Annotated in this window: 25 protein-coding genes; 8 read left to right on the plus strand and 17 right to left on the minus strand. The window is 71.8% G+C overall.

Features of this window, described 5'->3' with window-relative positions; translation table 11 throughout:
• Position 1: 1 nt before the first annotated feature.
• Together ACNYS0_RS37430 and ACNYS0_RS37435 are read left to right on the plus strand one after the other, a co-directional pair.
• Complete coding sequence (locus ACNYS0_RS37430; protein ID WP_385754562.1) at positions 2 to 322, plus strand: Rieske (2Fe-2S) protein; 321 nt, start codon at positions 2 to 4, stop codon at positions 320 to 322.
• A 255-nt stretch (positions 323 to 577) separates the two neighbouring features.
• Complete coding sequence (locus ACNYS0_RS37435; RefSeq protein ID WP_422480393.1) at positions 578 to 2,770, plus strand: glycosyltransferase; 2,193 nt, start codon at positions 578 to 580, stop codon at positions 2,768 to 2,770.
• A gap of 37 nt (positions 2,771 to 2,807) precedes the next feature.
• Here the strand turns inward: ACNYS0_RS37435 and ACNYS0_RS37440 are convergent, their stop codons facing one another.
• Positions 2,808 to 4,001 (minus strand): MFS transporter, encoded by a 1,194-nt coding sequence (locus ACNYS0_RS37440; RefSeq protein WP_422480395.1) that lies wholly within the window; start codon positions 3,999 to 4,001, stop codon positions 2,808 to 2,810.
• Between the two features lie 54 nt (positions 4,002 to 4,055).
• On the opposite strand from ACNYS0_RS37440, the gene ACNYS0_RS37445 reads away from it, so the two are divergent.
• On the plus strand, positions 4,056 to 4,802 hold the full coding sequence (locus ACNYS0_RS37445; RefSeq protein ID WP_422480397.1) for an AraC family transcriptional regulator: 747 nt from the start codon (positions 4,056 to 4,058) through the stop codon (positions 4,800 to 4,802).
• A gap of 6 nt (positions 4,803 to 4,808) precedes the next feature.
• Here ACNYS0_RS37445 and ACNYS0_RS37450 read toward each other — a convergent pair whose 3' ends face one another.
• Genes ACNYS0_RS37450 through ACNYS0_RS37480 form a run of 7 tightly spaced genes read right to left on the minus strand, consistent with a single transcriptional unit; the run spans position 4,809 to position 11,621 of the window.
• Positions 4,809 to 5,555, minus strand: a complete 747-nt coding sequence (locus tag ACNYS0_RS37450) for an SDR family NAD(P)-dependent oxidoreductase (protein WP_422480399.1) — start codon at positions 5,553 to 5,555, stop codon at positions 4,809 to 4,811.
• On the minus strand, positions 5,552 to 6,523 hold the full coding sequence (locus ACNYS0_RS37455) for a fumarylacetoacetate hydrolase family protein (protein ID WP_422480401.1): 972 nt from the start codon (positions 6,521 to 6,523) through the stop codon (positions 5,552 to 5,554). The genes ACNYS0_RS37450 and ACNYS0_RS37455 overlap by 4 nt, the downstream gene beginning before the upstream one ends.
• Positions 6,524 to 6,551: 28 nt before the next feature.
• On the minus strand, positions 6,552 to 7,487 hold the full coding sequence (locus ACNYS0_RS37460; protein WP_422480403.1) for a VOC family protein: 936 nt from the start codon (positions 7,485 to 7,487) through the stop codon (positions 6,552 to 6,554).
• A 6-nt stretch (positions 7,488 to 7,493) separates the two neighbouring features.
• On the minus strand, positions 7,494 to 8,498 hold the full coding sequence (locus ACNYS0_RS37465) for an amidohydrolase family protein (RefSeq protein ID WP_422480404.1): 1,005 nt from the start codon (positions 8,496 to 8,498) through the stop codon (positions 7,494 to 7,496).
• Positions 8,495 to 9,625, minus strand: a complete 1,131-nt coding sequence (locus tag ACNYS0_RS37470) for an FAD-dependent oxidoreductase (RefSeq protein ID WP_422480405.1) — start codon at positions 9,623 to 9,625, stop codon at positions 8,495 to 8,497. The genes ACNYS0_RS37465 and ACNYS0_RS37470 overlap by 4 nt, the downstream gene beginning before the upstream one ends.
• Positions 9,626 to 9,660: 35 nt before the next feature.
• Entirely contained in the window at positions 9,661 to 10,623 is a 963-nt protein-coding gene (locus ACNYS0_RS37475; protein WP_422480407.1) for a cyclase family protein, read from the minus strand.
• Positions 10,620 to 11,621 carry a fumarylacetoacetate hydrolase family protein gene (locus ACNYS0_RS37480; protein WP_422482875.1) on the minus strand — a complete coding sequence of 334 codons (1,002 nt, stop codon included), beginning with the start codon at positions 11,619 to 11,621 and terminating at the stop codon, positions 10,620 to 10,622. Before ACNYS0_RS37480 ends, ACNYS0_RS37475 begins: the two co-directional genes overlap by 4 nt.
• Before the next feature lie 139 nt (positions 11,622 to 11,760).
• On the opposite strand from ACNYS0_RS37480, the gene ACNYS0_RS37485 reads away from it, so the two are divergent.
• From ACNYS0_RS37485 to ACNYS0_RS37500, 4 genes are all read left to right on the plus strand, one after another.
• Complete coding sequence (locus ACNYS0_RS37485) at positions 11,761 to 12,666, plus strand: LysR family transcriptional regulator (protein ID WP_422480409.1); 906 nt, start codon at positions 11,761 to 11,763, stop codon at positions 12,664 to 12,666.
• Between the two features lie 30 nt (positions 12,667 to 12,696).
• Positions 12,697 to 13,458, plus strand: a complete 762-nt coding sequence (locus tag ACNYS0_RS37490; RefSeq protein ID WP_422480411.1) for an IclR family transcriptional regulator — start codon at positions 12,697 to 12,699, stop codon at positions 13,456 to 13,458.
• A gap of 74 nt (positions 13,459 to 13,532) precedes the next feature.
• A complete protein-coding gene (locus ACNYS0_RS37495; protein WP_422480413.1) occupies positions 13,533 to 14,483 on the plus strand; it encodes a PDR/VanB family oxidoreductase in 951 nt (316 codons plus the stop codon).
• A gap of 30 nt (positions 14,484 to 14,513) precedes the next feature.
• Positions 14,514 to 15,731, plus strand: coding sequence for a cytochrome P450 (locus tag ACNYS0_RS37500; protein ID WP_422480415.1), 1,218 nt, complete (start codon positions 14,514 to 14,516; stop codon positions 15,729 to 15,731).
• A gap of 19 nt (positions 15,732 to 15,750) precedes the next feature.
• Here the strand turns inward: ACNYS0_RS37500 and mnhG are convergent, their stop codons facing one another.
• The 8 genes from mnhG to ACNYS0_RS37540 form a co-directional block, all read right to left on the minus strand.
• Positions 15,751 to 16,095: a monovalent cation/H(+) antiporter subunit G gene (gene mnhG / locus ACNYS0_RS37505; RefSeq protein ID WP_422480417.1), complete on the minus strand. Its 345-nt coding sequence runs from the start codon at positions 16,093 to 16,095 to the stop codon at positions 15,751 to 15,753.
• Entirely contained in the window at positions 16,092 to 16,448 is a 357-nt protein-coding gene (locus ACNYS0_RS37510; protein WP_422480419.1) for an MrpF/PhaF family protein, read from the minus strand. The genes mnhG and ACNYS0_RS37510 overlap by 4 nt, the downstream gene beginning before the upstream one ends.
• A complete protein-coding gene (locus tag ACNYS0_RS37515) occupies positions 16,445 to 17,062 on the minus strand; it encodes a Na+/H+ antiporter subunit E (RefSeq protein ID WP_422480421.1) in 618 nt (205 codons plus the stop codon). The genes ACNYS0_RS37510 and ACNYS0_RS37515 overlap by 4 nt, the downstream gene beginning before the upstream one ends.
• Positions 17,059 to 18,651 carry a Na+/H+ antiporter subunit D gene (locus tag ACNYS0_RS37520; protein ID WP_422480423.1) on the minus strand — a complete coding sequence of 531 codons (1,593 nt, stop codon included), beginning with the start codon at positions 18,649 to 18,651 and terminating at the stop codon, positions 17,059 to 17,061. Before ACNYS0_RS37520 ends, ACNYS0_RS37515 begins: the two co-directional genes overlap by 4 nt.
• Positions 18,648 to 19,241 (minus strand): Na(+)/H(+) antiporter subunit C, encoded by a 594-nt coding sequence (locus tag ACNYS0_RS37525; RefSeq protein ID WP_422480425.1) that lies wholly within the window; start codon positions 19,239 to 19,241, stop codon positions 18,648 to 18,650. Before ACNYS0_RS37525 ends, ACNYS0_RS37520 begins: the two co-directional genes overlap by 4 nt.
• A complete protein-coding gene (locus tag ACNYS0_RS37530; RefSeq protein WP_422480427.1) occupies positions 19,238 to 22,132 on the minus strand; it encodes a Na+/H+ antiporter subunit A in 2,895 nt (964 codons plus the stop codon). The genes ACNYS0_RS37525 and ACNYS0_RS37530 overlap by 4 nt, the downstream gene beginning before the upstream one ends.
• 110 nt (positions 22,133 to 22,242) lie before the next feature.
• The gene (locus ACNYS0_RS37535) at positions 22,243 to 23,538 is read right to left on the minus strand and encodes a cytochrome P450 family protein (RefSeq protein WP_422480429.1); all 1,296 of its coding nucleotides are present in this window, start codon (positions 23,536 to 23,538) and stop codon (positions 22,243 to 22,245) included.
• Positions 23,539 to 23,641: 103 nt separating this feature from the next.
• Entirely contained in the window at positions 23,642 to 23,857 is a 216-nt protein-coding gene (locus ACNYS0_RS37540; protein WP_422480431.1) for a hypothetical protein, read from the minus strand.
• Between the two features lie 53 nt (positions 23,858 to 23,910).
• Between ACNYS0_RS37540 and ACNYS0_RS37545 the strand changes: the two genes are divergently transcribed.
• Positions 23,911 to 24,498 (plus strand): TetR family transcriptional regulator, encoded by a 588-nt coding sequence (locus tag ACNYS0_RS37545; protein WP_422480433.1) that lies wholly within the window; start codon positions 23,911 to 23,913, stop codon positions 24,496 to 24,498.
• Between the two features lie 25 nt (positions 24,499 to 24,523).
• Here the strand turns inward: ACNYS0_RS37545 and ACNYS0_RS37550 are convergent, their stop codons facing one another.
• A complete protein-coding gene (locus tag ACNYS0_RS37550) occupies positions 24,524 to 25,558 on the minus strand; it encodes an SMP-30/gluconolactonase/LRE family protein (RefSeq protein WP_422480435.1) in 1,035 nt (344 codons plus the stop codon).
• Between the last annotated feature and the right edge of the window lie 60 nt (positions 25,559 to 25,618).

A 25,618-nucleotide genomic window follows, 5' to 3' on the forward strand; every position in this document is an offset into this window, starting at 1 on the left:
GGTGGAGACGGAACTCGAATACGTGAAGGTGGCCCGCTCGGGCCAGGTCCCCGAGGGCGTCGTGCGCCGCTTCTTCGTAGGCGACCTCGAACTCGCGGTGTCCCGCTTCGAAGGCGATGTCTACGTGAGCGCCAACTACTGCACCCACCTCGCCTGCCATCTGTCCGCCGGCAAGGTCACCGAGGACGGACTGCTCTGCTCCTGCCACGGCAGCGTCTTCGACTTCACCACCGGTGAGCCGTTGTCACCCCCCGCGGTGAAGCCGATCAAGGTCTATCCGGCGCGCGAGGAGAACGGCGAGATCCTCGTGGGAGGTCTGTAGCCGAAGCGTCCTCGAGCCGTGACCGAGCGTGGCCGCATCCGACGACACGGTGTCGTATGCGGCCACGCTCGGTGAGCGGACGACCCGTCAGATCCCGCCGTCCACATGGTGGACGCCCCAACTGTCCTCCACCGAACGAAACTTGGTGCGCGACACAACGCCCTATGTCGCATTTGCCCACATTTGGGCATTTAATGTGACGGGAGACGCCGCCCCACGCGTCAGTCCCAGCACCACAGAACGGGCGTCCCACGGATGAAAATCAGCTTTCTGCTCTTCAATGCCTACGGTATCGGCGGCACCATCCGCTCCACGATGAACCTCGCGGGTGCGCTCGCCGAGGCGGGCCACGAGGTGGAGATCGCGTCGGTCGTGCGATCCAGGGAACACCCCGCATTGCCCCCGGCACCCGGAGTGAGGATCCTCCCGCTCGTCGACGCGCGGCGCGGCTCCGCCGCCTTCGACCCCGAACACGATCCGGTGGCCTCTCCCTCGCGGCTCTACCTCCGCGCCGACGGCCCGTACGCCCACTCCAGCACCCTCACCGACAGACGCATCGTGGAGTGGCTGGGCAGAACCGACGCCGACGTGATCGTGGGGACCCGGCCGGGCATCAATGTGCTGCTCGCCGAGTACGGTCCCCGCTCCGCTCTGCGCATCGGGCAGGAACACCTGACGCACAGCATGCACAAGCCGGCCATCCAGTCGGCGCAGGACGAGGCCATCGCCGCCCTCGACGCCTTCACCACCGTCTCCTACGCCGACGCCGAGGCCTACCGCGAGGCCCTGCCCGGAGTCGACACCGAGATCCGCTGCATCCCCAACGGGGTCCCCGAACCGGACGTCGCCCCGTCGACCGGACGCAACAAGGTGGTCGTGGCCGCGGGCCGCCTCATTCCCGTGAAGAACTACTCCCTGCTCATCGAAGCCTTCGGCCACGTCGTGGCCAGGCGCCCCGACTGGTCGCTGCGCCTCTACGGCAGGGGCCGGCTCGCGGGGCGGCTGCGCGCTCAGGTCATGGCGGCGGGCCTGAGCAATCACGTGCGGCTCATGGGAGCCGCCGCACCCATCGAGCCCGAGTGGGCGAAGGGTTCCATCGCGGCGGTCTCCTCGAACGCCGAATCCTTCGGCATGACCCTCGTCGAGGCCATGCACGCGGGCCTGCCCGTGGTCGCCACCGACTGCCCGTACGGCCCCGGCGAGATCATCGACGACGGCCGCGACGGATACCTGGTGCAGCCCGGCGACCCGAAGGCGTTCGCCGACGCGCTGCTCGACCTGATCGAGGACGACGAGCGGCGCCGAGCGATGGCCGAGGCGGCCCGGGAGAAGGCACTCACCTTCACACCACGGACGGCAGCCGAACGCTTCCTCGCCCTGGTGTCGGACTTGGGCGGCCCCGAAGCCCCCGACCTGCCGGCGACACCGGTGCGCGTACGCCGACCCGTGGGCAGTGCGGTCCGCGAGCACGTCGGCACCGTCGCACGTCCCGTCCTGCGCGCGTCCCTGCGCAGCCCCGTCCTCGCCCCCGCCGTCCGGGCCCTGATGCCCCGGCGCGCCAAGCGCCTCACCCGCGTCCCCGGCTTCCACCCCACCGCCCGCACACGGGCCACGGCCGGGGGAGACATCGTGGTGGACATCGCGGGCGTGCACACACCCCGAGCCGCGCTCGTCCTGAAGCAGGGCGGTGAGGAGCTGCGCCTGCCACTCCACCCGCGGCCGGAATCCCTGCGCGCCCGCATCGGCCGGGACCAGGCGCTGGGCGAGGGGGAGTGGGGCGTGTACGTGGAGCGCACGGACGACGGCGTACGTCGCCGGGCCGCCTCCGTGGCCGTGGAGAGCGCGGAACTCGTGGGCCGGGCACCGGAGGTGACCGGCGACCGGGTGGTCTCCCGCCTCCCCTTCACCACGGACCGGGGACAGCTCGCCGTACGGGCCTGGTCCCGCCCCGCACACCTCGAGATCGGCACCGTGGACACGGCGGGGCCCGCCCTCATCGTGGAGGGCCGCACTTTCGGGCGGACGCTGGGTGACGACACCGTGGTGGTGGCATCGCGGCGCGGCGAGAACGCCGTCCGCTTCGAGTCGGCGGAGGTCGTGGTCTCCGGCGACCAGGTGTGGTTCTCGGTGCCGTACGCCGACTTCGCCGCGCGGTGCGGGGCGGCCGGTGAGGACCGCGAGCTCTGGGACCTGCACCTGCTCGACCGCGGCGCACGGATTCCGGTCGGCCGCATCGGCGGGGACGTCCCCCACCGCAAGGCCACCGACATCGTGCCTCCGGCCCTCCATGAGGAGGCCGGGGGTCAACAGGTGCGGATCGGCCCTTACTTCACCGCGAACAACAGTCTGGCGGTAACGGTCCGCGAGGTGACTCCGGCGAGGGCCGACCAGCCCCACGTGGCGGTGAACGCGCAGGGCTCGCGCAGGGGCGTGGGCGTGGGCGGCTGACGGAGGCAGTCGACGCACGGGGCCCCGTGCGTCGACATCAACGGGGCACGCCGGTCCGCGGCAGTGGTGCGTCCTTCCCGGAGTCGTCGGGTGCGGTGCCCGCCGGCTCCGGCAGCGTCCGGAACAGCAGCCAGCTCAGCAGTGGCATCAGGATGAGCGGTGTCAGGGCGGTGCGCAGCGACGTCTGGTCGGCGACGGTGCCGATGAGGGGGCTCGCCAGGCCGCCGATGCTCACCGTCAGGCCGAGCGTGATGCCGCTCGCCGTGCCGACGCGCGAGGGCAAGTAGTCCTGCCCGAGGGTGACTTGCAGCGAGAACGGGACGTACAGGCCGGTCGAAGTGAGCGCGAGGAAAACGTAGAGCGCAGGGCCCGGCACCCACACCACGCCCGCCACCGACGCGGCCGTCAGCAGGTACGACCAGCGCGAGACGGTGACCCGGTCCCAGCGGCCGGCAAAGGCGCCGCCCAGGACGCTGCCGACCGCGCCGCCCACGTAGAGCACGAACAACGCCGCCGTGCCCGCCGCCTTGCTGCCGCCCATGCGCTGCGTCGCGTACAGGGAGACGAAGGTGCTCAGGCCGGTGAAGACGATGGAGCGGCACACCACCGCGAGCGACAGGCGGACGAACGCCGGAACGTCGTCCCGGGCGGGGGCCCGCGTGGTGGCGGACGAGGTGTTCTCGCGCCGGCCCAGCGCGCGCAGCACCGGCAGGCAGAACGCGGCGCCGGCCGCCGCGGGCAGCGCCAGCAGGGGAGTGAACCGCAGCCCGCCCGCGGCGACCGCGGCGGCGACGAGCAGCGGGGCCAGCGCGAAACCAACGTTGCCGCCGAGCGAGAACCAGGCCATCGCGCTGTGACTGCCCCGGCTCGCGAGCCGGGCCACCCGCGCCGACTCCGGGTGATAGGCGGCCACCCCGATCCCGGACACCGCGACGACGGCGAGCGTGACCGCGTACGAATCGCTCACCCCGCTGAGAGCGATGCCCACGCCCGCGAGCAGCGTGCTCACCGGCAGCAGCCACGGCATGGCCCGGCGGTCGGTGAGCAGGCCGAAGACCGGCTGCGCCACCGACGACAGCAGCGAGGCCGCGAGGACGATGCCGGACACGGCGGCGTAGCTGTAGGCGCGTTCGGCGACGAAGTACGGCACGAGCGAGGCGACGGCGCCCTGATGGACGTCCACGCAGGCGTGCCCGACAGCGAGCAGAGAGATGGAGGTGTTCTTTCGCACCGGGACATCGTCGCGAGCGGGCCCGCTGTCCCGCTTCCGATAACCTGCCAGACAATGCCGAAGAACCGCCACGCCGTCCGGCACACCCCCGTGGCCCCCACGTACACGAGACACATGCCGCACGGCGCCGAGATCGACGCGCACCGGCACGACGACCACCAGATCGTCTACGCGGGCCGTGGCGTCGTCGCCGTCACCACCGACGCGGGGTCGTGGGTCGCGCCCGGCACCCGCGCCCTGTGGGTCCCCGCCGACACCGTGCACGCCCACCAGGCGCACGGCGATGTGGAGTTGCACTTCGTGGGCCTGCCCGCGAGCGAGAACCCGCTCGGCCTGGCGACCCCGGCGGTGCTCGCCGTGGGCCCGCTGCTCCGCGAACTGATCGTCGAGTACACGCGCACGCCCGAGGCCGAAGGCCCCGAACGGGCCCGGCTCCGTACGGTGTTGCTCGACCAGCTCAAGCTGTCACCGCAACAGCCACTGCACCTGCCGACGCCCACTGCGCCCCTGCTCCGCTCCGTGTGCGACCTCCTGCACGCGGACCCGGCCGACCGGCGCACCCTCGCCGAACTCGGCCGGGAGGTCGGAGCGAGCGACCGCACGCTGTCCCGGCTCTTCCGCTCCGACCTCGGCATGACGTTCCCGCAGTGGCGCACCCAACTGCGCCTGCACCACGCGCTGATCCTGCTCGCGGACCGGACACCGGTGACGACGGTGGCGAACCTGTGCGGCTGGTCCTCGACGAGCGCGTTCATCGACGTCTTCCGGCGCGCGTTCGGGCACACGCCGGGATCGCATTGAGGCCCGTCAGGGCCGCAGCGCGTCCGAGATCGACTTGACGCCGCCGTGGGCGGTGAGCCCGCCGTCGACCGGGATCTCGGCGCCGGTGATGAACGAGGCGGCGTCCGAGAGGAGGAACATCACGAGCGGGGCGACCTCGTCGACACCACCGGTGCGGCCGAGTGGTGTCTCACGGAGGTTCGCCTCGCGGAACGCGGGCGCGGCGGACGCCGTCATCTCCGTCTCGATGTAGCCGGGGTGGACGGTGTTGACCCGGATGCCGCGCGGCCCGAGTTCCAGTGCGGCGGCCTGCGAGAGGCCGCGCAGGCCCCATTTGCTGGCCGTGTACGCCACCGGATAGTGCGCCGTCAGCGCGGCCGACGAACCCACGTTGACGATCGCCGAACCCGGTGGCATGAACGGGCTCAGGTGCTGGATGCCGAGGAGCGGCCCGGTGACGTTGACGGCGTGCACCCGGTCGAAGTCTTCGGGCCGTACGTCCCCGAGCCGGGCGCGCCAGGTGATGCCCGCGTTGTTGACCAGCCCGTGCACCTCGCCGTAGGTGTCGTGCAGTTCGGTCGCCAGGGTGGCCCAGGCGCTCGGGTCGGTGACATCGAGGGCGCGGCAGCCCGCCGCTTCACGGATGTCGGTCGCGATGACGCGGGCGCCCGCGGCGGAGAGCGCTGTCACCTCGGCGGCGCCCTGCCCCTGTGCCGCGCCGGTCACCACGATCACCTTGTCGGCAAGGCCATATGGCGACGTGGACCCGGTCATGGACGCTCCCGCGGGCGGCGGCGCCCGGTCGGCAGCGGGAGCGGCGCGGCGCCGGCGGCCACGGTGTTCGTGACGGTGCCGATGCCCTCCACGGTCAGCGAGACGGTGTCCCCGGGCTTCAGCGGCGGCGGTGTCCGCTCACCCCGTACACCCCAGAGTTCGGCGAGGCAGCCGCCGTTGCCGCAGGTGCCGGAGCCGAGGAGGTCGCCGGGGACGACGCGGGTGCCGCGCGAGGCGTACGCCACCATCTCCTCGAAGGTCCAGCTCATGTTGGACAGCAGGTCCTTGCCGACGACCTCCCCGTTGACCTCGGCCGTGAGGGCGAGGCGCAGCAGACCCTCCTCGTCGCGGAACGGGTCCAGTTCATCGGCGGTCACCAGGTACGGGCCGAGCGTGGTCGCGGTGTCCTTGCCCTTGCAGGGGCCGAGGCCGACCTTCATCTCGGCGGACTGGAGGTCGCGGGCGGACCAGTCGTTGAACACCGTGTAACCGATGATGTGCTCGCGGGCCGCTTCGGGCGTGAGGTCGCGGCCCTCGCGGCCGATGACCGCGCCCACTTCCAGCTCGAAGTCGAGCACCGCGGATCCGGGCGGCATCGGGATGTCGTCGCCCGGCCCGTACACGGCGTGCGGGTTGGAGAAGTAGAACGTCGGCGCCGCGTACCACTGCTCGGGCACGCCCGACACCCCGTCCACGGAGCGGCGCACCCCCTCGACGTGCTCCTCGAACGTGACGAAGTCCCGTAGGGAGGGCGGCTGGAGAGGCGCGTGGAGGCGGACGTCGCGGACGTGCGGGCCGGGTGGTGTGTCGAGGGCCGCCTGCCCGAGGGCCAGCAGGTCGGGCAGGCCGGAACCCGCGGTGATGACCTCCGTCAGGGACCGTGTACCGGGGAGCGGGTGCAGGGTGCCGTCGTCATCGACGGCGGCGACATGTGTCTCGTGTTCGTAGGTGTAGGTGGCGAAGCGCATGGGGACTCCTGGAGACCGTGCGGGCGGCTCAGACCGGCGGGGCGACGAACACACCGCGGTCGGGGTCGTTGAACGACTCCTTGGCGATGAGCTCGTTCATCGCGTTGGCCGTGCCCCACTGGTCGGTGACCTCGGGCTTCGAGAAGTCGTAGACGTGCGGGTGCCAGGTGTCCTCGTCGAGCTCCTCCAGCTCCGTCGTGTACTCGACGGTGTTGCCGTGCGGGTCGAGGAAGTACGTGAACGTGTTGTCGCCCGCCATGTGGCGGCCGGGGCCCCAGATCTTCTTGAAGCCCGCCCGCATGACACGTCCCGAGCCCCTCATGTACTCGTCCAGGCCGCGCATCTCGAACGACACATGGTGCAGCGCGGTGTGCGGGCCCTGCGCGATCGCCATCGAGTGGTGCTGGTTGGAGATCCGCATGAAGTGCATGACCTCGCCCATGTGCGGCGACGACAGGGTGTCGGACAGGGCGAAGCCGAGGTGGCGCTCGTACCACTCCCGGGTCCTGTTCAGGTCGGGAGAGTTGAGGACGACGTGGGAGAGCTTGACCGGGATGGCCTCCTTCTCCTCGATCTTGCGGTGCTGTCGCACCTCGACGTCCGTGGAGACCTCGATGGTGCGACCGTCGACGTCGAAGAAGCGGAAGCCGTAGCCGCCGCCGGGCGTGTCCACCTTGCCCGGCTGGGAGATCAACTGAACGCCACCGGACAGGAGTTGCTCGGCGAGCGTGTCCACGTCGGCGGGGTTCGCCGCCCCGTACGAGACGAGGTCGAGGCGCTTCTCCTCGGCCTTGCGGAGCCGGACGACGTACTGCTCCGGGCTGCCCTCGGCGGCCAGGAACGAGATGCCGGCGTCCTCGGCGACCTTGGTGAGGCCCCAGACGCCGGAGTAGAAGTCGAGCTGCTTGTCGTAGTCGGGCACGGCCAGGTCGACATGGCGGAGATGGGTGAGCAGACGGGTCATGGCTGGTCAGTCCTTCCGGAGGAGGGCGGCCGCGGTGCCGCCCCGGATGGCGTCGAAGTCGGCGGCGGGCAGCTCGGCGGCGCGCAGGGCGCCGAGCGGGTCCTCGCTGCCCATGTCGAAGGGGTAGTCGGAGCCGAGCAGCACCCGGTCGGGACCGGCCGAGCGCACCAACTCCCGCAGTACGTACGGGTCGTGGACGAGCGAGTCGAAGTGCAGACGCCGCAGGTAGCTGCTGGGCCGCTGGGCGCAGCCCGCCGAGGCGTCCGCGCGCGCCGCCCACGCGTGGTCGGCGCGGCCGATGTGCGTGGGCAGATAGCCGCCGCCGTGCGCCGCGACGATCCGCAGGTCGGGGTGGCGGTCGAGGACGCCGGAGAAGATGAGGTGGGAGAGGGCGACCGCGTTCTCGGTCGGCTGGCCCACGCTGTTGGACAGATACCACTGGTCGAGCCGCTCGTCGAGCGTGCAGCCGAACGGGTGCAGGAACAGCAGCGCCCCCGTCTCGGCGGCCCGCGCCCACAGCGGCTCGTACGCGGGGTCGGAGAGCTCGCGGCCCGGTGCGTGGCTGGACAGCTCGACGCCCAGGAGCCCGGAAGCCAGGGCGTGGTCGAGGGCCTCGACCGCGAGGTCGGGGTGCTGGAGCGGCACAAGTCCGAGCCCGCGCAGGCGGGTTGGAGCCTGTGCGCAGTGCGCGGCGACCGACTCGTGCGCGAGGCGGTACACCTTCTCGGCGGTCTCCGCCCCTGCCCAGTAGTGGTAGTGCGAAGGAGACGGGCTGACCAGCTGGATGTCCACGCCCTGCTCGTCCATGACGGCGAGGCGGGCGGTGACATCGGTGAGCCGGGCGAACCGCTCGCGGATCATGGCGCCGCTCACGGCGAGCGCGTCCGGGCCGTTGCGGCGGGCGTCCAGCTCTCGCGCCCGCTCCACCCCCGCCTCGCCGGAGACGAGTTGCTCGATCTCGGGCAGGAGGATGTGGGCGTGCACGTCGATGGTGGGGTTCGGTGTCGTCACGGCAGCTCCCGCAGCATGGTCATGGTGCGGCCCATCAGGCCCGGCACGTCGGCGTCACGGACCCCGTCGAGCTGCCACTGACCGAGCTGCACGGACGCCTCCACGATGGGTCGTACGCGGGTGATCCGTCGCTCGTAGTAGGCCTGGAGGAGCGCGTCGTCCCAGGTGTCGGAGGCGGTCAGCATCTGGGTGAGCACCCAGGCGTCCTCCAGGGACAGGGCCGCGCCCTGGGCGAGGGTCGGCGGGCAGCAGTGGGCGGCATCGCCGACCAGCACCACGCGGCCGCGGTGCCAGGAGCCCTCGACGAGCATCCGGTCGAACCACGTGTAGTTGACCTGCGCCGGGTCGGTGATGTGCGCGGTGATCTCCGGCCAGTGGCCGCCGTACGCCGAGGCCAGGCGGCGCATCTCGTCCGCGTAGGAGTCCGCCGGGATCGTCGCGCGGTCGCGGCTGGCCTCCACGACGTACGCGTAGATCGTGGACTCGCTGGTCGGGCAGTAGCCCGCGATGTACGCGGGGCCGCCGTACGCGAGGTCGGTGCGCGTCAGCCCCTCCGGGCGCGGTGCGGCGACGCGCCAGATGGCCATGCCGGTGGGCTCCGGACGGTCCTGGATGCCGATGGCGGCGCGGGTCGCGGAACCCAGGCCGTCGGCGGCGATCACGAGGTCGTAGCGGTGCGTGCTGCCGTCGGTGAGACGGACGGTGACTCCGCCGGCGTCCTGTTCGATGGCTTCGGCGCGGACGCCGAGCCGCACGGTGGCGCCGCTCGCACGCACCGCGTCGATGAGGATGCTCTGCAACTGCGGGCGCTGCATGCCGACGGTCGCGGGCAGCTCGTCGCCGCCGGTGCGCAGGTCCTCGGCGACGTGCAGGACGGTGCCGTCGGGGGCGGTGATGCCGACCGCGCCGAATCCGTACCCGGACTTCTCCACCTGGTCCCACACACCCAGCTCGCGCAGCACGCGCAGCGCGTTGCCCTGGAGGGTGATGCCGGAGCCTGCGGTGGCGTTCCAGTCGTCCTTCGCCTCGATCAGGTCGACCGCGACCCCGGCGCGGCGCAGCAGGATCGTCGCCGCGTTGCCGGCCGCGCCGCCACCGATGACGAGGACGGTACCGGGTGTGCTCATAGGGGAACTCCTCTGTTCCTCAAGGCCGTTGAGGGTCACTTGACGGCGACGGGGTTGACCGGGGATCCCACCGCCCCGGTGATCGGCAGCGGTGGGGCGGTCAGCCAGAACTCGTACACACCGTCGCGCGCGCAGTCCTCCGCGAGCGCGTCCAGGTCCCACATCTCGCCGATCAGCAGGCCGATGTTGGGGATCGCGACCTGGTGCAGCGGCTGGAAGGCGTGCTCGAACTCGTTGGGCCGCACCTCGAAGCCCCAGGTGTCCGTGGCGATCGCGGCGATCTCCGTGCGGTGCAGCCAGCCCGCCGTGGTGAACGACAGACCGGGTGCCGGGCCGCCCGCGTAGTCGCCCCAGCCCTCGCGGCGGGCGCGGGCGAGCCGGCCGGTGCGCACGGCGACGATGTCGCCGCGGCCGACCGTCACACCGTGCGCCTCGGCCGTCGCGGTCAGATGCTCCTCGGTGATGGCGAATCCGTCGGGCAGCTCGCCGTCCTCACCGACGACACGGCCGACGTCCAGCAGCACTCCGCGTCCCGCGACGTGCGCGGCCATGTGCTCGATGCCGGTCACCAGGTCGCCGTCGGAGGTGACCGTGCGCGCCGCGTCGCGGCCGTTCCACGCCTTGCCGTGGTCGAAGATGTGGCCCAGCCCGTCCCACTGCGTCGAGCACTGGAGCGGCATCGCGATCACGTCGTCGGCGCCGCCCATCCCGTGCGGGAAGCCCTGGTTGGCGAGTGCGGCATCGGTGCCGGTGTCGAGCATGGTGTGCACCGGGTTGGTGCGGCGCCGCCAGCCCTTCTGCGGGCCGTCCATGTCGAAGCGCTGCGACAGTGAGAAGCTCGCGCCGCGCCGCACGAGCGCCGCGCCCTCGCGCCGCTTGCCCTCGTCGAGGAAGTTGAGTGTGCCCAGAACGTCGTCCTCGCCCCAACGCCCCCAGTTGGAGTACGACTTGGCGGCCTCGGCGATCGCGCCCTCGGGGTCGTTCCTGTCCAGGCTCACCGCGCCACCTCCGCGACACAGCGGGTGCGCTGGGCGCCGAGGCCGGTGATGGAGCCGTCCATCACGTCGCCGTCGCGCAGCAGCCGCCCCCAGTGCATGCCGTTGCCGGCGGGCGAGCCCGTCAACACCAGGTCGCCCGGGCGGAGTTCGACGCACTGCGAGGCGTAGGACACCATGCGGGCCACATTGAAGATCATGTCCTTGGTGGACTCGTCCTGCATGGTCTCGCCGTTCAGCTTCAGGGTGAGCTGAAGATCGGAGGTGTCACCGAGGGAGGACGCCGGCACGATCCACGGCCCGAGCGGGGTGAATCCGGGCGCGTTCTTGCTGCGCAGCCAGTCGGTGCCGATGGCGGGCATGTCGCGGCGGAAGACCGTGGCGCGGTCGGTCAGGTCGTTGGCGATGGTGTACCCGGCGACGTACTCCAGGGCCTCCTCGACCGACACCCGGTGTGCGGGGCGGCCGACGACGGCCGCCAACTCCAGCTCCCAGTCCGGCTTCTCGGCCCAGGCGGGCAGCGTGACGTCGTCGTACGGGCCGGTGATCGCGCCCGGCAGGCCGATGAACACGTACGGCAGGTCCTCGGCGGCCCGGCGGTCCATGATCTCGGCGGCCTCGGCGCGCCGTTCGTCCTCCGGACGTTCGTCACCCGGAGCCTTGTGCGCGACGTGCAGATCGATGACGTGCTGCCGGTAGTTGGCGCCCGACTGGAGCACCTGGCGGGGCACGATCGGGGCGTGCACGCGGAACGCGTCGACGGTGGGCCCGACCGCCGGGGCCTCGGCCGCGAGAGCGGTGAACCGCGGCTCCAACTCCTGCCACCGGTCGAGGACATCGAGCATGGTGAGGCGGGTGTCGTCGAGTGCGGCGCGCAGGTCGACGACCGCGCCGTCACCGCGGACGAGCGCCGGGAACGCGGGGCGTTCGGCGTCGGACAGGGTTCCCAGGGCGTAGGGGCCGGCGAAGAGCGGGTCGGCGGCTTCAGGTTTCACAGGTATGTCCTCCAGACGGCGTCAGGTCTAATCTGGCCCCTCCACCCCTGATCAGGGAAATAGATTGTGTGGATGCCCTGCATCCACCAGACGGATACCCGTCGTAGAGTGGCCGCAGCCGCCGTCGAGCCCCTTAGGACCCGCCGTGAACCTGTCCCGTCTGGACCTCAATCTCGTCGTCGCCCTGCGGGCCCTCCTCGAGGAACGCAACGTGACACGGGCAGGTCAGCGGGTCGGGCTCAGCCAGCCCGCCATGAGCGCGGCCCTGTCCCGGCTGCGCCGCCACTTCGGCGACGAGCTGCTCGCCCGCAACGGCGGCCAGTACGAACTCACCGCGCTCGGCCAGGTCCTCCTCGAACGCACCTCGACGGCGTACGACCTCCTGGAACGCCTCTTCAGCAGTCAGGCCGACTTCGACCCCGCCACCGAGAGCCGCACGTTCACGCTGATGGCCTCGGACTATGCCGTCGCCGTCTTCGGCACCGCCCTCGCCCGCCGCATCCACGCCGAGGCGCCGCACGTCAGGCTCCGTTTCACCCGGACACCGCCGACCGTCGTCGAGGATCTGGGTGTGCTGCTCAGCACCACCGACGGGCTGCTGATGCCGCACGGCGTCGTCAGCGACATGCCGCGCACCGACCTGTTCGCCGACGAGTGGGTCTTCCTGGTGGCCGACAGCAACGAGGAGGTCGGCGAGCGGCTGACCCCGGACGACCTCTCGCGACTGCCCTGGGTCACCTACCAGCGCACCTACGACGCCCCCGCCGTACGGCAGTTGGGCATGCTCGGCATCGAACCCCGCGTGGAGGTCTCCGTCGACCACTTCGCGATGCTGCCCTTCCTGGTCGCGGGCACCGACCGCATCGCGCTCGTCCAGCGCCGCCTCGCCGAGCTCCTCGGCTCGGCGGCCCCGGTCCGCATCATGGAGCCGCCCTACGATTCGGTGCCCCTCCAGGAGGCCCTGTGGTGGCACCCCGTGCACACGCACGACCCGACGCACATCTGGCTCAGGGAAGTGGCCGAGGAGGTCGGATCGGAAGTCGCCTCTTGACCCCCGCGTGGGTACGCGGATGATGGCCGGGTGAGGACACAGAGCGGCGAATCGGTGCTGTCCAGGGCTGTGCGGATCTTCGAGGCGTTCACGCCCGACGAACCCGCCCTGACCGTCTCGGTGCTCTCGCGGCGCACCGGCCTGCACGTGGCCACGGCGTCCCGCCTGGTCGCGGAGCTGGTGTCGCACGGATTCCTCGCCCGCGACGGCGACCGCCGCGTGCGGATCGGAATGCGCATGTGGGAACTGTCGACCCGGGCCTCGCCCGCCCTCTCGCTGCGGGACGCCGCGATGCCGTTCATGGAGGGTGTGCACGATGTCGTGGGCCATCACGTTCAGCTGGGTGTCCTCGACGGCGACGAGGTGCTGTTCCTGGAACGGCTGAGCGCGCCCGGAGGTGTCATCAACTACACGCGGATCGCGGGCCGGCTGCCGCTGAACGTCTCCTCCAGCGGCCTGGTGCTCCTTGCCCACGGCTCCGCCGACCTGCGGGAGCGGGTGTGCGCCGAACCTCTCCACCGGTACACCGCGAACACCCCGGGCACGGCCCCGGGACTGCGGGCCCTGCTCGCCGACATCCGCCGACAGGGCTTCGCCAGTTGCCCCGGCTACGTCCATCCCGGCGCGCTGGGCATCGCGGCACCGGTACGCGACGCCCAGGGCGACGTATGCGCCACCTTGTCGGTCATCGTGCCGAACGAGGAGGGCTCCGCCGCGGTCGTGCCGGTGGTGCGGACCGCGGCGCGGGGCATCTCCCGTGCGCTGGCGGCTCGTTCGCCTCTCACTGGTTGAGAAAGGCATCGCAGGCGGCGGCTTCGGACGCGCATCCTTCCTGTCGGCTCAGCCCAACGACGGGAGGCGACAGCGTGGTCGGAACTGGCGTGGTCACCGGCAAGGAACCCATCGCCGAGGGCGTGGTGTCACTGACCCTCGCGCACCCGGACGGGGCCCGGCTCCCGGACTGGACACCGGGCGCCCACATCGACCTGGTCCTTCCGGACGGCACGGTCCGGCAGTACTCCCTGTGCGGCGACCGCTGGGACCCGGGCCGCTATCGCGTCGCCGTCCTGCGGGAACCGGACGGCCGGGGAGGCTCCGCGTACGTGCACGAGCGGCTGAAGGTGGGGGACCGGGTCGGGATCGGCGGCCCGCGCAACAACTTCCCGCTCGCGCCGCTCGCGGACTCGGGGGCGTACCTCTTCATCGCCGGAGGCATCGGCATCACCCCGCTCCTCCCCATGATCCACCAGGCGGAACTGCTCGGCGTGGACTGGCAGTTGCTGTACGGCGGACGGACCCGGTCCTCGATGGCCTTTCGCGAGGAACTCACCGCGGCGTACGGCGGGCGCGTGCACGTCGTGCCGCAGGACGAGCGGGGGCTGCTCGACCTGGACGCGTGGCTGGGGGCGCCGCGGGCCGGCACCAAGGTGTACTGCTGCGGGCCCGCGCCACTGCTCGCCGCGGTGGAGGCGGCGTGCGCGGGCTGGGAACCGCACGCGCTCCGCACCGAGAGGTTCACCGCCGCTGAGCGCGGCGCGCCGGTCCGGGCTGCGGCCTTCGAGGTGGAGTTGAGGCGCAGCGCCCGGACCGTGCGCGTGGCCCCCGATGCGTCCGTGCTCCAGGCGGTGCGCGGGGCCGGGGCGGACGTGGTGTCGTCCTGCGAGCAGGGGACGTGCGGGACTTGTCTGACGCCCGTGCTCGACGGCGAGCCCGACCACATGGACTCCGTCCTCACGGACCACCAACGGGCCGCAGGCGACTGCATGTTGGTGTGCGTATCGCGGTCCTGCGGGGACCGCCTCGTACTCGACCTCTGATGCCCGCGGGCGCACAAAGGAGTGTGTGACATGACCGAGGCACCCGCGCGCGGCGCCGTGACCCCACCCGCCAGCGATGTCGACCCGTTCGCCCGAGACCACCTGCTGAACCCCGAGCCCCTGCACCGGACGCTCCGCTCGGCCGGGCCCGTCGTGCACCTGACCCGCTACGACGTGCACGCCCTCGCCCGCTACGAGCAGGTGCACGCCGCGCTCGTCGACTGGCAGCACTTCGAGTCCGGCTCAGGCGTCGGCCTCGCCAACTTCCGCCACGAGGAACCGTGGCGCAAGCCCAGCCTCCTCCTCGAAGCCGACCCGCCCCTGCACGACGCGCCCCGCCGTGTCCTGCGCGACATCCTCGCCCCGCCCGCCCTGCGCCGCCTGCGGCACACGTGGTCCGCGGCCGCCGATGAGCTGGTCGACCAAGTCCTCGCGGAGGGTGCGGAGTTCGACGCACTCACGGCCCTCGCGGTGGCCTTCCCCCTGCGGGTGTTCCCGGACGCCGTGGGGCTCGGCCCCGACGGGCGTGAGCACCTCCTGCCGTACGGGAACATGGCCTTCAACGCCTTCGGCCCGCGCAACGACCTCGTCGCCGCCGACGCTCACCGAGCCGCCGGCCTCGGCGCGTGGGTGGGCGCCCAGTGTGCGCGCGAGGCACTCGGCCCGGCCGGGTTCGGCGCCGACATCTGGGCGGCGGGCGACCGCGGCGACCTCACGTACGAGCAGGCACCGCTCGTCGTACGTTCCCTGCTCACCGCCGGAGTCGACACCACCGTGCACGGCCTCGCCGCCTGCCTCTACGCCTTCGCCACCCACCCGCGGGAGTGGCAACGGCTGCGCGGGCGGCCGGAGTTGGCGCGTGTCGCCTTCGAGGAGGCGGTTCGCTGGCAGTCGCCGGTGCAGACGTTCTTCCGGACCGCGACGGCCGATGTCACCGTCGCGGGCACCGTGATCCCCGAGGGCACGAAGATCCTCATGTTCCTCGGCGCCGCGAACCACGACCCGGAACGCTGGGCCGACCCCGAACGCTTCGACCTCACCCGCGACCCCTCCGGCCATGTCGGCTTCGGCATGGGCCTGCACCAGTGCGTCGGCCAGCACGTCGCCCGCCTGGAGGCGGAGGCGCTGCTCACGGCGCTCGCCCGACGGGTCGACTCCTTCGAGCTCACGGCCGAGCCCCGGCGGCACGCCAACAACACGCTGCGGGCCTGGGAATCGCTGCCCGTCCGGGTCCGGTCCACGGCCTGATGACAGGCCGGCTGCCTCACTACTGGCGTGGGGCGGAGGCCAGTTCGTCCCGCATCAGCGCGACCTCACCGACCTGGCCCGTGCGGTACGCGGCCCGTGCCACCAGATGGGCCGCGACCGCGCTGGTCAACAGCTGGAAGAAGGCGACAAGCGCGAGCGTGCCCAGGTCGACGCCCGAGCGCAGCCGCAGCGCGACGCCCGCCACGAGGAGCAGCATGCCGAGGGTCTGCGGATTGGTCGCGGCGTGGCTGCGGGTCAGTACATCGGGCAGCCGCAGCATGCCGATGACGCCGGTCAGACAGACCGCCGCGCCGAGGAACAGCAGCGCGGACCCGGCGAGATCGGTGACGTCGTGCCAGTTCACGGGCGCTCCTTGAATCCTTGGTCCTTCTGGAGGGGCTGGTCCTTCTTGAGGGAGATGATGCCGGATCTCGGTCTGACACCCGGCCGGTCGCGCGCCGCGATGAAGCGCGCGATGGCCACCGAACTCGTGAAGCCGAGGAAGGCGATCACCAGCATGATCGACAGGTAGTAACTGGTGCGTGTGATGGCGGCGTTGACCCCGATCCCGGCGATGATGAGCACCGCCGCGATGTCGACGGACACCGCCCGGTCCAGCATCGAGGGGCCCCGCCAGATCCGTACCAACAGCAGCGCGCCGGCCAGCACGATCAGCACCAGCGCGCCGTTGAGCAGGATGTCGTTGGCCAGCTTCATGCGTCGGGCGTCCTTCCTTCGGGCACGTCGGGCACGTCGGGTGTGTCGGGCGCGTCAGGTGTCTCCGGCGGCGTGGGCTCCGTGAGCCGGGCGATCTCCTCGCGCGTGCCGAAGGCCCGTACGACGAGGGTCTCCAGGCGCCGCACGTCGGCGCGGGCCCGGTCCACCGCCCTCGGGTCGTCGGCGTGCACCACGTGCAGGAACAGCGTGGCGGTCGAGCCGTTGACCTCCACGAGCGCGCCGCCCGGGACGCTGGACACGGCGACGGAGGTCGCCGCGATCATCAGATCGGTGCGGCAGCGCAGCGGCACCGCGATCACGGCCGCGGGCCCCGGCTTTCCGTGCAGCGTCTGCCAGGTCACGGTGACCGTGGACGAGGTCATGTCGTACAGGAGGTAGCCGGCGAGCCGGACGATGCCGACCGGGCGCAGGCGCAGGTCGAGTTCGACGGCGGGCAGCGGGAAGACGAGACAGAGCAGCACCGCGACCACCACGCCGCTGATGACGTTGCCCCAGCTCAGACCGGTCCACAGCAGTGTCCAGATCACCGTGAGCCAGGCGATCAGCGGCAGGTCGATGCGGCGCCAACGGGTCTTGAAGCCAGAGGAGTTCACTGGTTGAGCACCGCCTCCACGTAGGGCGTGCGGGAGAGGAGTTCGGCGGCCGAACGGTCCGCGAGGCCGGTCAGCGGGGTGGCCAGCAGGGTGTAGGAGAGGCCGAGCAGGACCGCGGCGGCCGTCGCCGCGGTCATGACGCGGGGGACCCGCATCGTGGTGCGTACGCACACGGCGGTCGCCACCGCGGTACCGCCGCCGCTGTCGTCCGGCGCCGAGTCCGGATCGTCGCTCTCCTCCAGCACGTCGTCCTCGGACGGCGGCCGGGCGGGGGCGGCCCGCCAGAACACCAGGTTCCACACCTTCGCCATCACGTACAGGGTCAGCAGGCTCGTCACGGCGGCCGCGGCGAGCAGTGTGTACGACCACGCGCCGCCGGCCGCCGCGCCCGCCCGCATCAGGCCCAGCTTGCCGAGGAACCCGGACAGCGGTGGGATCCCGGCGAGGTTCATGGCGGGCACGAACCAGAGCGCGGCGAGCAGCGGGGCCGAGCGCATCGCGCCGCCCAGGCGCGTCAACTCCGTCGTCCCATAACGCTTTTCGAGCAGTCCCGCCGCCAGGAACAGCGTCGTCTGTACGGTGATGTGGTGCGCCGTGTAGACGATGGCGCCGCCGATGCCGCCCCGGGTGCCGAGCGCGAGTCCGTACAGCATGAAGCCGATGTGGCTGACGAGGGTGAAGGACAGCAGGCGCTTGAGGTCGGTCTGGGCGACCGCGCCGAGGATCCCGATGATCATCGAGGCGAACGCCACGGCCATCAGCGCGCCGGAGAGCCGGTTGCCCGGGAAGAACAACGTGTCCGCGCGGATCATCGAGTACACGCCGACCTTGGTGAGAAGGCCGGCGAACACGGCCGTCACCGGGGCGGGCGCCGTCGGGTACGAGTCGGGCAGCCAGGCGGCGACGGGGAACGCCGCCGCCTTCACCCCGAACACCGTGAGCAGCAGCACTTCAGCCAACGTGCTGACCCCCAGCGGGAGTTCGGGCATGCGCTGCGCGAGCTGTGCGAAGTTGACGGTCCCCACCGCCGCGTAGGTCACGGCGATCCCGCACAGGAACACCAGGGACGAGACGAGTGAGACGACGACGTACGTCGAACCGGCCCGCACCCGTGGCTCCGTGGCGCCCACCGTGAGCAGCACGAAGCTGGCCATCAGCATGATCTCGAAGCCGACGTAGAGGTTCACGAGGTCGCCCGCGAGGAAGGTGAGTGACACCCCGGCCACCAGCACCAGATACGCCGGGTGGAACACGGCGATCGGCGCCCGCTCCTCGCGGTCGGCCATGCCCTGGCTCATCGCGTAGATCAGGACGATGAAGGTGACGGCGCCCGACACCAGGAGCATCAGCGCGGCCAGCCGGTCGGCGACCAGGGTGACGCCGAGCGGCGGCCCGAAGTCACCGAGGTGGACCACGAGCGGTCCGGTGCGGTCGGCCTCGACGAGCAGGACGACATCGACCGCGACGACCGCCGCGAGCACCCCGACGGTGATCAGCCGGTGCAGCCAGCGCAGCCGCGGCCCGATGAACAGGGTCAGTCCGCACACCACCAGGGGCAGCACGACGGGCAGCGGGACGAGGGAGTTCACCGGGTCTCCTCCGGGCGGGTCTCGGTGGGCTCGGCCGGGTCGGCGGCGCTCGACTCGGGCGGGTCCGCGCCGAGGACGTCGTCCCACAGGTCGCCGTCCGCGTCCCGGGCGCGCGCCTGGTAGGCCCGGTTGGCGCGCAGCCTGCGGCGCTGCTCGCGGCGCTCGTCGCGCCAGGCGCTCGGGCCCTCGCCGCGATGGAGCTCGCGCAACTCGGCCCGCTCGGCGGAGATCTCCGCGCGCAGCACCACCCGCCGGTCCGCGACGTCGTCCGGCACGAAGTCCGAACCGGTCAACTGGCTGCTGCGGTACGCCATCGCGAGCACGAACGCCGTGGTCGCGAGGGTGATGACGACGGCGGTGAGGATGATGGCCTGCGGCAGCGGATCGGTCACCCTGGCCGCGTCGACGCCCGGGTACAGCAGCGGAGGAAAGCCCGCGGCCCCCGTCGAGGCGAGGACGAAGAGATTGACGCCGTTGCCGCACACGATGATGCCGACCAGGACCCGGGTGAGACTGCGCGTGTGGATGAGGATCCCGCCTGCGCTGGTCAGCACGACCGCGCAGACCAGCAGGGTGAGACTGACGGTCACGAGTTCTGCGCCTCCCCGGCGAGCGCGAGACTCGCCCTGTACTCGGTCTGCTGGTCGATCTTCGAGCCGAGCGCTCGTACGACGTCCAGGACCACCCCGAGGACCAGCAGATACACCCCGAGGTCGAAGATGACGGCGGTGCTCGCGTGCCAGTCGCCGATCAGCGGCAGGTGCCCGTGCCAGGTCCAGCCGTGCAGCACCGTGCCGTCGGCGAGCCCGACGAGCGCGACCGTCGTCGAAAGTGTCAGGCCGAGCCCGGTGAAGAAGCCCGGGTGGACCGGCGCCGCCACCGCCAACTCGTGGCGCCCGCCCGCCAGGTAACGGATCGTCAGCGCGACCCCGGCGACGAGACCGCCGACGAAGCCGCCGCCCGGCAGATTCTCCGCGCACAGCAGCAGGTACACCGACAGCATCAGGATCGGGTGGAACACGAGCCGGGCGACCACCTCGAAGACCACCGAACGGTGTTCCGGCGCGAGCGTGTCGCCGGCCACCAGCCAGCTGCGTTCCGGGGCGCCCTGCTGGTACTTGGCAGGCACCTTCAGCCGCGACGTCGCCAGCGACCACGCGGTCACCCCGCCGGGCAGCCGGGGCGGCGGCGCGGTCGCCCGGCCCTGGCGGCGGTGCACGTACAGCAGGCTCGTGACACCGAGGACGGCGACGGCGAGGACGGCCGACTCGCCCATGGTGTCCCAGGCCCGGAAGTCCACGAGGATCGTGGCGACCACGTCCTTGAGGCCGTGGTGTGCCGTCTCCTCGATGTGCGCGGCGCCCGCGGGCTCGGCCGTGCGCGCGCCCGTCGCCAGCCACACCGCACACGCCACCGCCACGCTGCTGCCGAGCGCGAGCAGCATGCTCACACCCCAGCGCCAGGTCCGCTGCGTGTCGCCGAAGAACACCGGGAGGCGCCGCAGGACGAGGACGAGCACCACGGTCGACACCGTCTCCACACCGAACTGGGTGAGCGCCAGGTCGGGCGCGCCCTGCACGACGTACAGGAGCGCCGTGCCGTAGCCGGTCAGGCCCGCGAGCACCGCCGCCTTCATGCGCCGCTGCACCACCAGGCACATCAGGGCGCACGCACAGGTCAGCGCTCCGACGCCCGCCTGCATCGGGTGGTCCCACAGGCGGGGCGCGGGCGTGCCGTGCCAGGGCCGGTCGGTGGCGAGGACCGCGATGAGCCCGACGAACATGACGCCCAGGACCGTCGCCACGTACGAGGGCAGCGAGCCCTTCTGGACCGCGCCCGTGATCTGGAGGGCGGAGCGTTCGAGGCCGAGCACGGTGCGGCCGAACGCCTCGTCCGCCTTCGGCCAGGCGAACCGCCGCCCGAGCCGCACCACCGGCTCCCGCGCCAGGAACAGCACCGCGCCGCCTACCCACGCGAGCACGGACAGGCCGAGCGCCGTCCCGAACCCGTGCCACAGCGCCAGGTGGTAGGGGTGCGCGGGGACCGGGTACTGCTTCGCGTACTGCTCGAAGAGGTGTGCCGTCCAGCCGATGCCCGGACCGAGCAGCAGACCGGCGACAGCCAGCAGCGCGGGCGGCGCGAGGAAGGTGGCTCCGACGCGGTGCACAGGGGTGTCGGCGACCCCCGGCTTGCGGGCGAACGCGCCCCACAGGAAGCGCAGGGTGTACGCGGTGGTGAGCGCGGAGCCGACGACGATGCACGCGAGCACCCACCGCTCGCCGACGCTGCCGTGCAGCAGCGCGTCGAACGCGGCCTCCTTCGCGGCGAATCCGAGCAGCGGCGGAAGCGCCGCCATCGACGCGCCCGCGAGGACGGCGGTGCCGGCCACCCAGGGGAGCCGCCGTCCCACCCCCGAGAGCCGTCTGAGGTCACGGGTGCCGCTCGCGTGGTCGACGATGCCCGTCACCAGGAACAGCGGCGCCTTGAACAGTGCGTGCCCCAGGAGCATCGCGATGGCCGCGAGCGCGGCGTTGTACGTACCGTCTCCGGCCAGCACCATCAGGAAGCCGAGCTGGCTGACGGTCCCGTAGGCGAGCACCAGCTTGAGGTCGTTGAGCCGCAGCGCCCGCCAGCCGCCGAGCAGCATCGTCACCGTGCCGAGGATCAGCAGCACGGGCCGCCACGGCGCGACATGGGCGAAGGCAGGAGCGAACCGCGCCACCAGATAGACGCCCGCCTTCACCATCGCGGCGGCGTGCAGATAGGCGCTGACCGGAGTGGGCGCCGCCATCGCGTTCGGCAGCCACATGCTCAGCGGCCAGACCGCCGATTTGGCGAGCGCCCCGCACAGGATCAGGACGAGCGCGGCCGACAGCGTGCCGCTCGCCGCGGGCGGCGACTGAAGGATGTGCGAGATCCGGTACGTGCCCGCCAGGTGACCGAGCATCAGGAAGCCGACGAACATCGCGAGCCCGCCGACCGAGGTCACCGTCAGGGCCTGCAACGCGCAGCGGCGGCTGGCGCGTTTCTCGCTGTCGTAGCCGATGAGCAGGAAGGACAGGACGGTGGTGAGCTCCCAGAACAGGTAGAGCGTCATGAGGTCGTCGGCCAGGACGAGCCCGAGCATCGCGCCCGCGAACGCGAGGAGGTTGCCGCCGAACGAGCCCAACTGTCGAGCGCCGCCGTCGAAGTAGCGCACGCAGTACAGCAGTACGAGCGCCCCGATACCGGCCGCGAGCAGCACCATGACCAGGGACAGCGCGTCGAGCCTGAACGCGATCTCGACGTCGTAGTCCCTGATCCACCACCAGGCCTCTTCGCTCGCCCCGCCGCCGCTCACCTCGCCCCAGCGGGACAGCGCCCACCCGAGGGCGGCGGCCGGCGGCAGCGCGAGCAGCACGAACGCGCGGGACCCCATCCGGCGGATCAGCGGGGCAGCGCAGAGCGCGACGACGAAGTGTGCGAGGACCAGTGCGGTCATACACGATACATATCGGGTGAAAAGGCGTACGCCGGGTGGGGCGCGCCGGGAGAGCCCCACCCGGTCCACGACGGCATGCGACGACGCGCGGCGCCGTGCGTCGTGCGTCGTCAGCGCGGAAGCTGCCCCTGCTGCCCCTGCTGCCCCTGCTGCCCCTGCTGCCCCTGCTGCCCCTGCTGCCCTTCCGGCTTCAGGCGCACGGGGAGGGCGGTGTGCCCGTTGCTGATCAGCGTCGGGGACGGTGCCAGGTCCGCCACGGGAACGGCGAGCCCGATGCCGGGGAAGCGGTCGAACAGCATGCGCAGGGCGGTCTCGACCTCCAGGCGGGCGAGCGGGGCACCGAGGCAGAAGTGCACGCCGTGGCCGAACGCGAGGTGTTCCTTGGAGGGGCGGGTGGCGTCGAACTCGTCGGCGGTGTCGCCGTGCAGGTCCGGGTGGCGGTTGGCGGCGGCGTAGGACGCGAGGATCGCGTCACCGGTCCTGATCACCTGGCCGTCCGGGAGCGCGATGTCCTGGAGCGCGTAGCGCAGCGGGAGATGCTTGACCGCGGGTTCGTGGCGCAGCGTCTCCTCGACGATGTCGTGCCAGGTGCAGCGGCCCGTCCGGACATGGGCGAGCTGGGCCGGGTCGGCGAGCAGCGAGGTGACGGCCTGGTCGATGACGCTGACGGTCGTCTCGTAACCGGCGCTGATCATCAGCAGCAGCGTGTCGCGCAGTTCGCCGTCGGACAGCGTGCCGCCGTCGCCCTCCTCGTCGCGGGTGGCGATGAGCAGCGACGTCATGTCGTCCTCCGGCCGGGCCCGCTTGGAGGCGATCAGCTCGTCCAGGAGGTCGTAGACGGCGGCCGTGTTCTTCGCGGCCTCCTCGGCGGAGAGCGTGGTGGCGAACACCCGGTCCACCAGCGTGCGGAACTGCTCCCGTTGTTCCTCGGGCACCCCCATCAGACGGCTGACCACGGCGATCGGCAGTGGATAGGCCAGGCGCTCGCGCAGATCGACGACCGCGCCGGCGGGGAGGGCGTCGAGCGGGTCGAGGATGCCGGTGAGGAGCGTTTCGATGTCCGCCTGCAAGGCCGTGACGCGGCGGGCCGAGAAGGCGGGGGCGATCATGCGGCGCAGGCGGCGGTGATCGCTGCCGTACGCCGTGAACATGTTGTCGACGGCCACCCACAGCGCGAGTGGCCAGGTGGCGAGCGCGTCGGCGAATCCCGGCCAGTGGGCTCGGGCGTTCTTGGAGATGTGCGGGCTGGTCAGGAGCTCCTTCAGGAGCGCGGGATCGGAGACGGACCAGGCGGTCACCCCGAGCAGGTCGACGCGGCTTGCGGGGCCGCGGGCGCGCAGGGCGCGGTGTTCGGCGTGGTGGTCGGAGGCGGTGGGGTCGAGGACGAGAACCGGCCGGTCGGGCATGGTGGCTCCTTCGTGGGGGACGGTTCGTGGTTGAGCCTCCCGCCGGGGTGTCGCCGCGTCCAGGGGGTGTAATCGGCCATGAGCGGGGGCGTGACGGGCGTGATCAGGCGCCGTCTCGACGAGGCGCCACCGCGATCGCCCCGCCGTCGACCAGAAGATCGGTGCCGGTGACGAAGGAGGCGGCAGGGGAGAGCGGGAACGGCAGGCCGAGCAGCTCGTCGGCCGCCGCGGCGAGCAGCTCCCCGTCGAGGTCGGCGGCGACGAGCCGGGCCGCTGGAGCCCTGACGGCGGGCGATCCGCATCCCCATGCCGCCGACACCGATGACGACGACCACAGGCTCTGCCGGTATTGCGCTGGATTACGCTGCCCACGTGACGAACCCCTCCGACCCCTCCGAGCCAGACCGGGCCCGCCCGGCCAACCAAGGCCGACGGGTCGCCGCCCGCAATCGCGCCGCCCTCATCACCGCCGCCCGCGAGGTCTTCGCGGAGCAGGGGCTGAACGCGCCGCTGTCGACGGTCGCGCGCCGGGCCGGCGTCGGGCAGGGGAGTCTGTACCGGCACTTCGCCGACCGGATGGCCCTGGCCTCGGCGGTGCTCGACGAGAACGTGCGGCAGATCGAGACGGCCGCCGCCGAGCCGGACGCCACCCTCACATCCGTGCTCGGCGTCGTCACATGGCACATCACCCGCTCCACCGCCTTCGTCGACCTGCTGCGCGTACGCGGGGGCGACGAGCAGGGCCGGGAGCTGTCGGCGCGGGTGCGCGGCGTGCTCGACGGATGCACGCCCGCAGGTCATGGGCTGACCGCCGACGAGCTGATGCTCGCCATCGCGATGGTCTCCGGCGCCGTCGCGGGCCCCACCCTCGCCGAGCGCGAGCGCCTGGCACTCGCGGCCTGGGGGCTGCTCGGCGTCGAGGTGGGACCGCTGCGGTCCGTCGACCTGGCGGAGGACTGAGCGTCAGCCGCCGTTTGACAGAACGTCAGCCGCCGTTGGACAGGCGGATTCCCTTGGCCAGCGCGTCGAACTCGTAGACGTACCCGCCCTTCGGCCCGCTGACCGTCATGTACGCGGTCCGGCCGCCCGGCGTGATCGCGACATTCGTCGCCGACTGCAAGCCCTCGGCCTCCTTCGCGGGCACCTCCACCGTGCCGAGGCGCTCGCCGTACTTGCTGAAGACCGCCATGGCGGGGCGGCCGTGCAGCGCCTGGTAGAGATTGCCCTCGGCGTCCACGGAGATCGAGTCCGTCTGCGCGACGCCGCCGTCGACGTGGATGGCCTCGTGCTGCGTGGTCACGGTGCGCTTGTCGGCGTCGAGGAGCAGATACGAGACGGTGTCCTTGGCCAGCTCGCTGATCCACAGGCCCTTCTGTTCGGGGTCGAACATCACGCCGTTGGGGTGCGCGAGCCTGTCGGCGAGGACGGTGGTCCTGTCGCCGTCGCGGTCGATGCGCACGATGCGGCCCTCGGCCTCGCCCGTCTTCATGCCGTGCAGATCGCTGACGTAGAGGTTGCCGTCGTCGTCGAACGCGATGTCGTCGGGGTTCATCGGGGAACCGTCGACCTCGCCGGAGAAGAACGTCCGCGGGTCGGAGCCGTCCTGCGCGATGCTGACGACGTCGCCCGACTGGTACTCCGTCAGATACACCCGGCCGTCGTGCGGGCTGATCTGCGCGGAGGTGTAGGCGCCGGTCCTGTCGGTGTAGACACCCTTGTGGTCACCGGTCTTGACGTCGACGGAGATCACCTTGGGCTCGCCGGGCGGGGCGGTGACATCCACGAGTCGCAGGTCACCGTCCTTGGCGAGGACCGGACCTTCGACGAGTGTCATGCCGGTGGCTCGGTGCGGGGCGGTGACGTGGGAGAGCTGGGTGGCGCGGATGGTGTGTCCCTCGCCGGATGCGGGAGCGGCGGCTGGGCGTGGGTCCGAGGCGCCGGCCTTCTCGGTGCCGCAGGCGGTGAGGGCGAGGAGGCCGATGGTGGAGAGGACGGCGAGGGGATGTGTTCTGGTGGGCATGTGGGGGTGAACCTTCCTTGCTGGGATGGGGGGGGCAGGTTCGGTTGTTGGAGCCCCCGC

It is taken from the genome of Streptomyces anthophorae (genome assembly GCF_049310305.1).
In the GTDB taxonomy this organism is placed as follows: domain Bacteria; phylum Actinomycetota; class Actinomycetes; order Streptomycetales; family Streptomycetaceae; genus Streptomyces.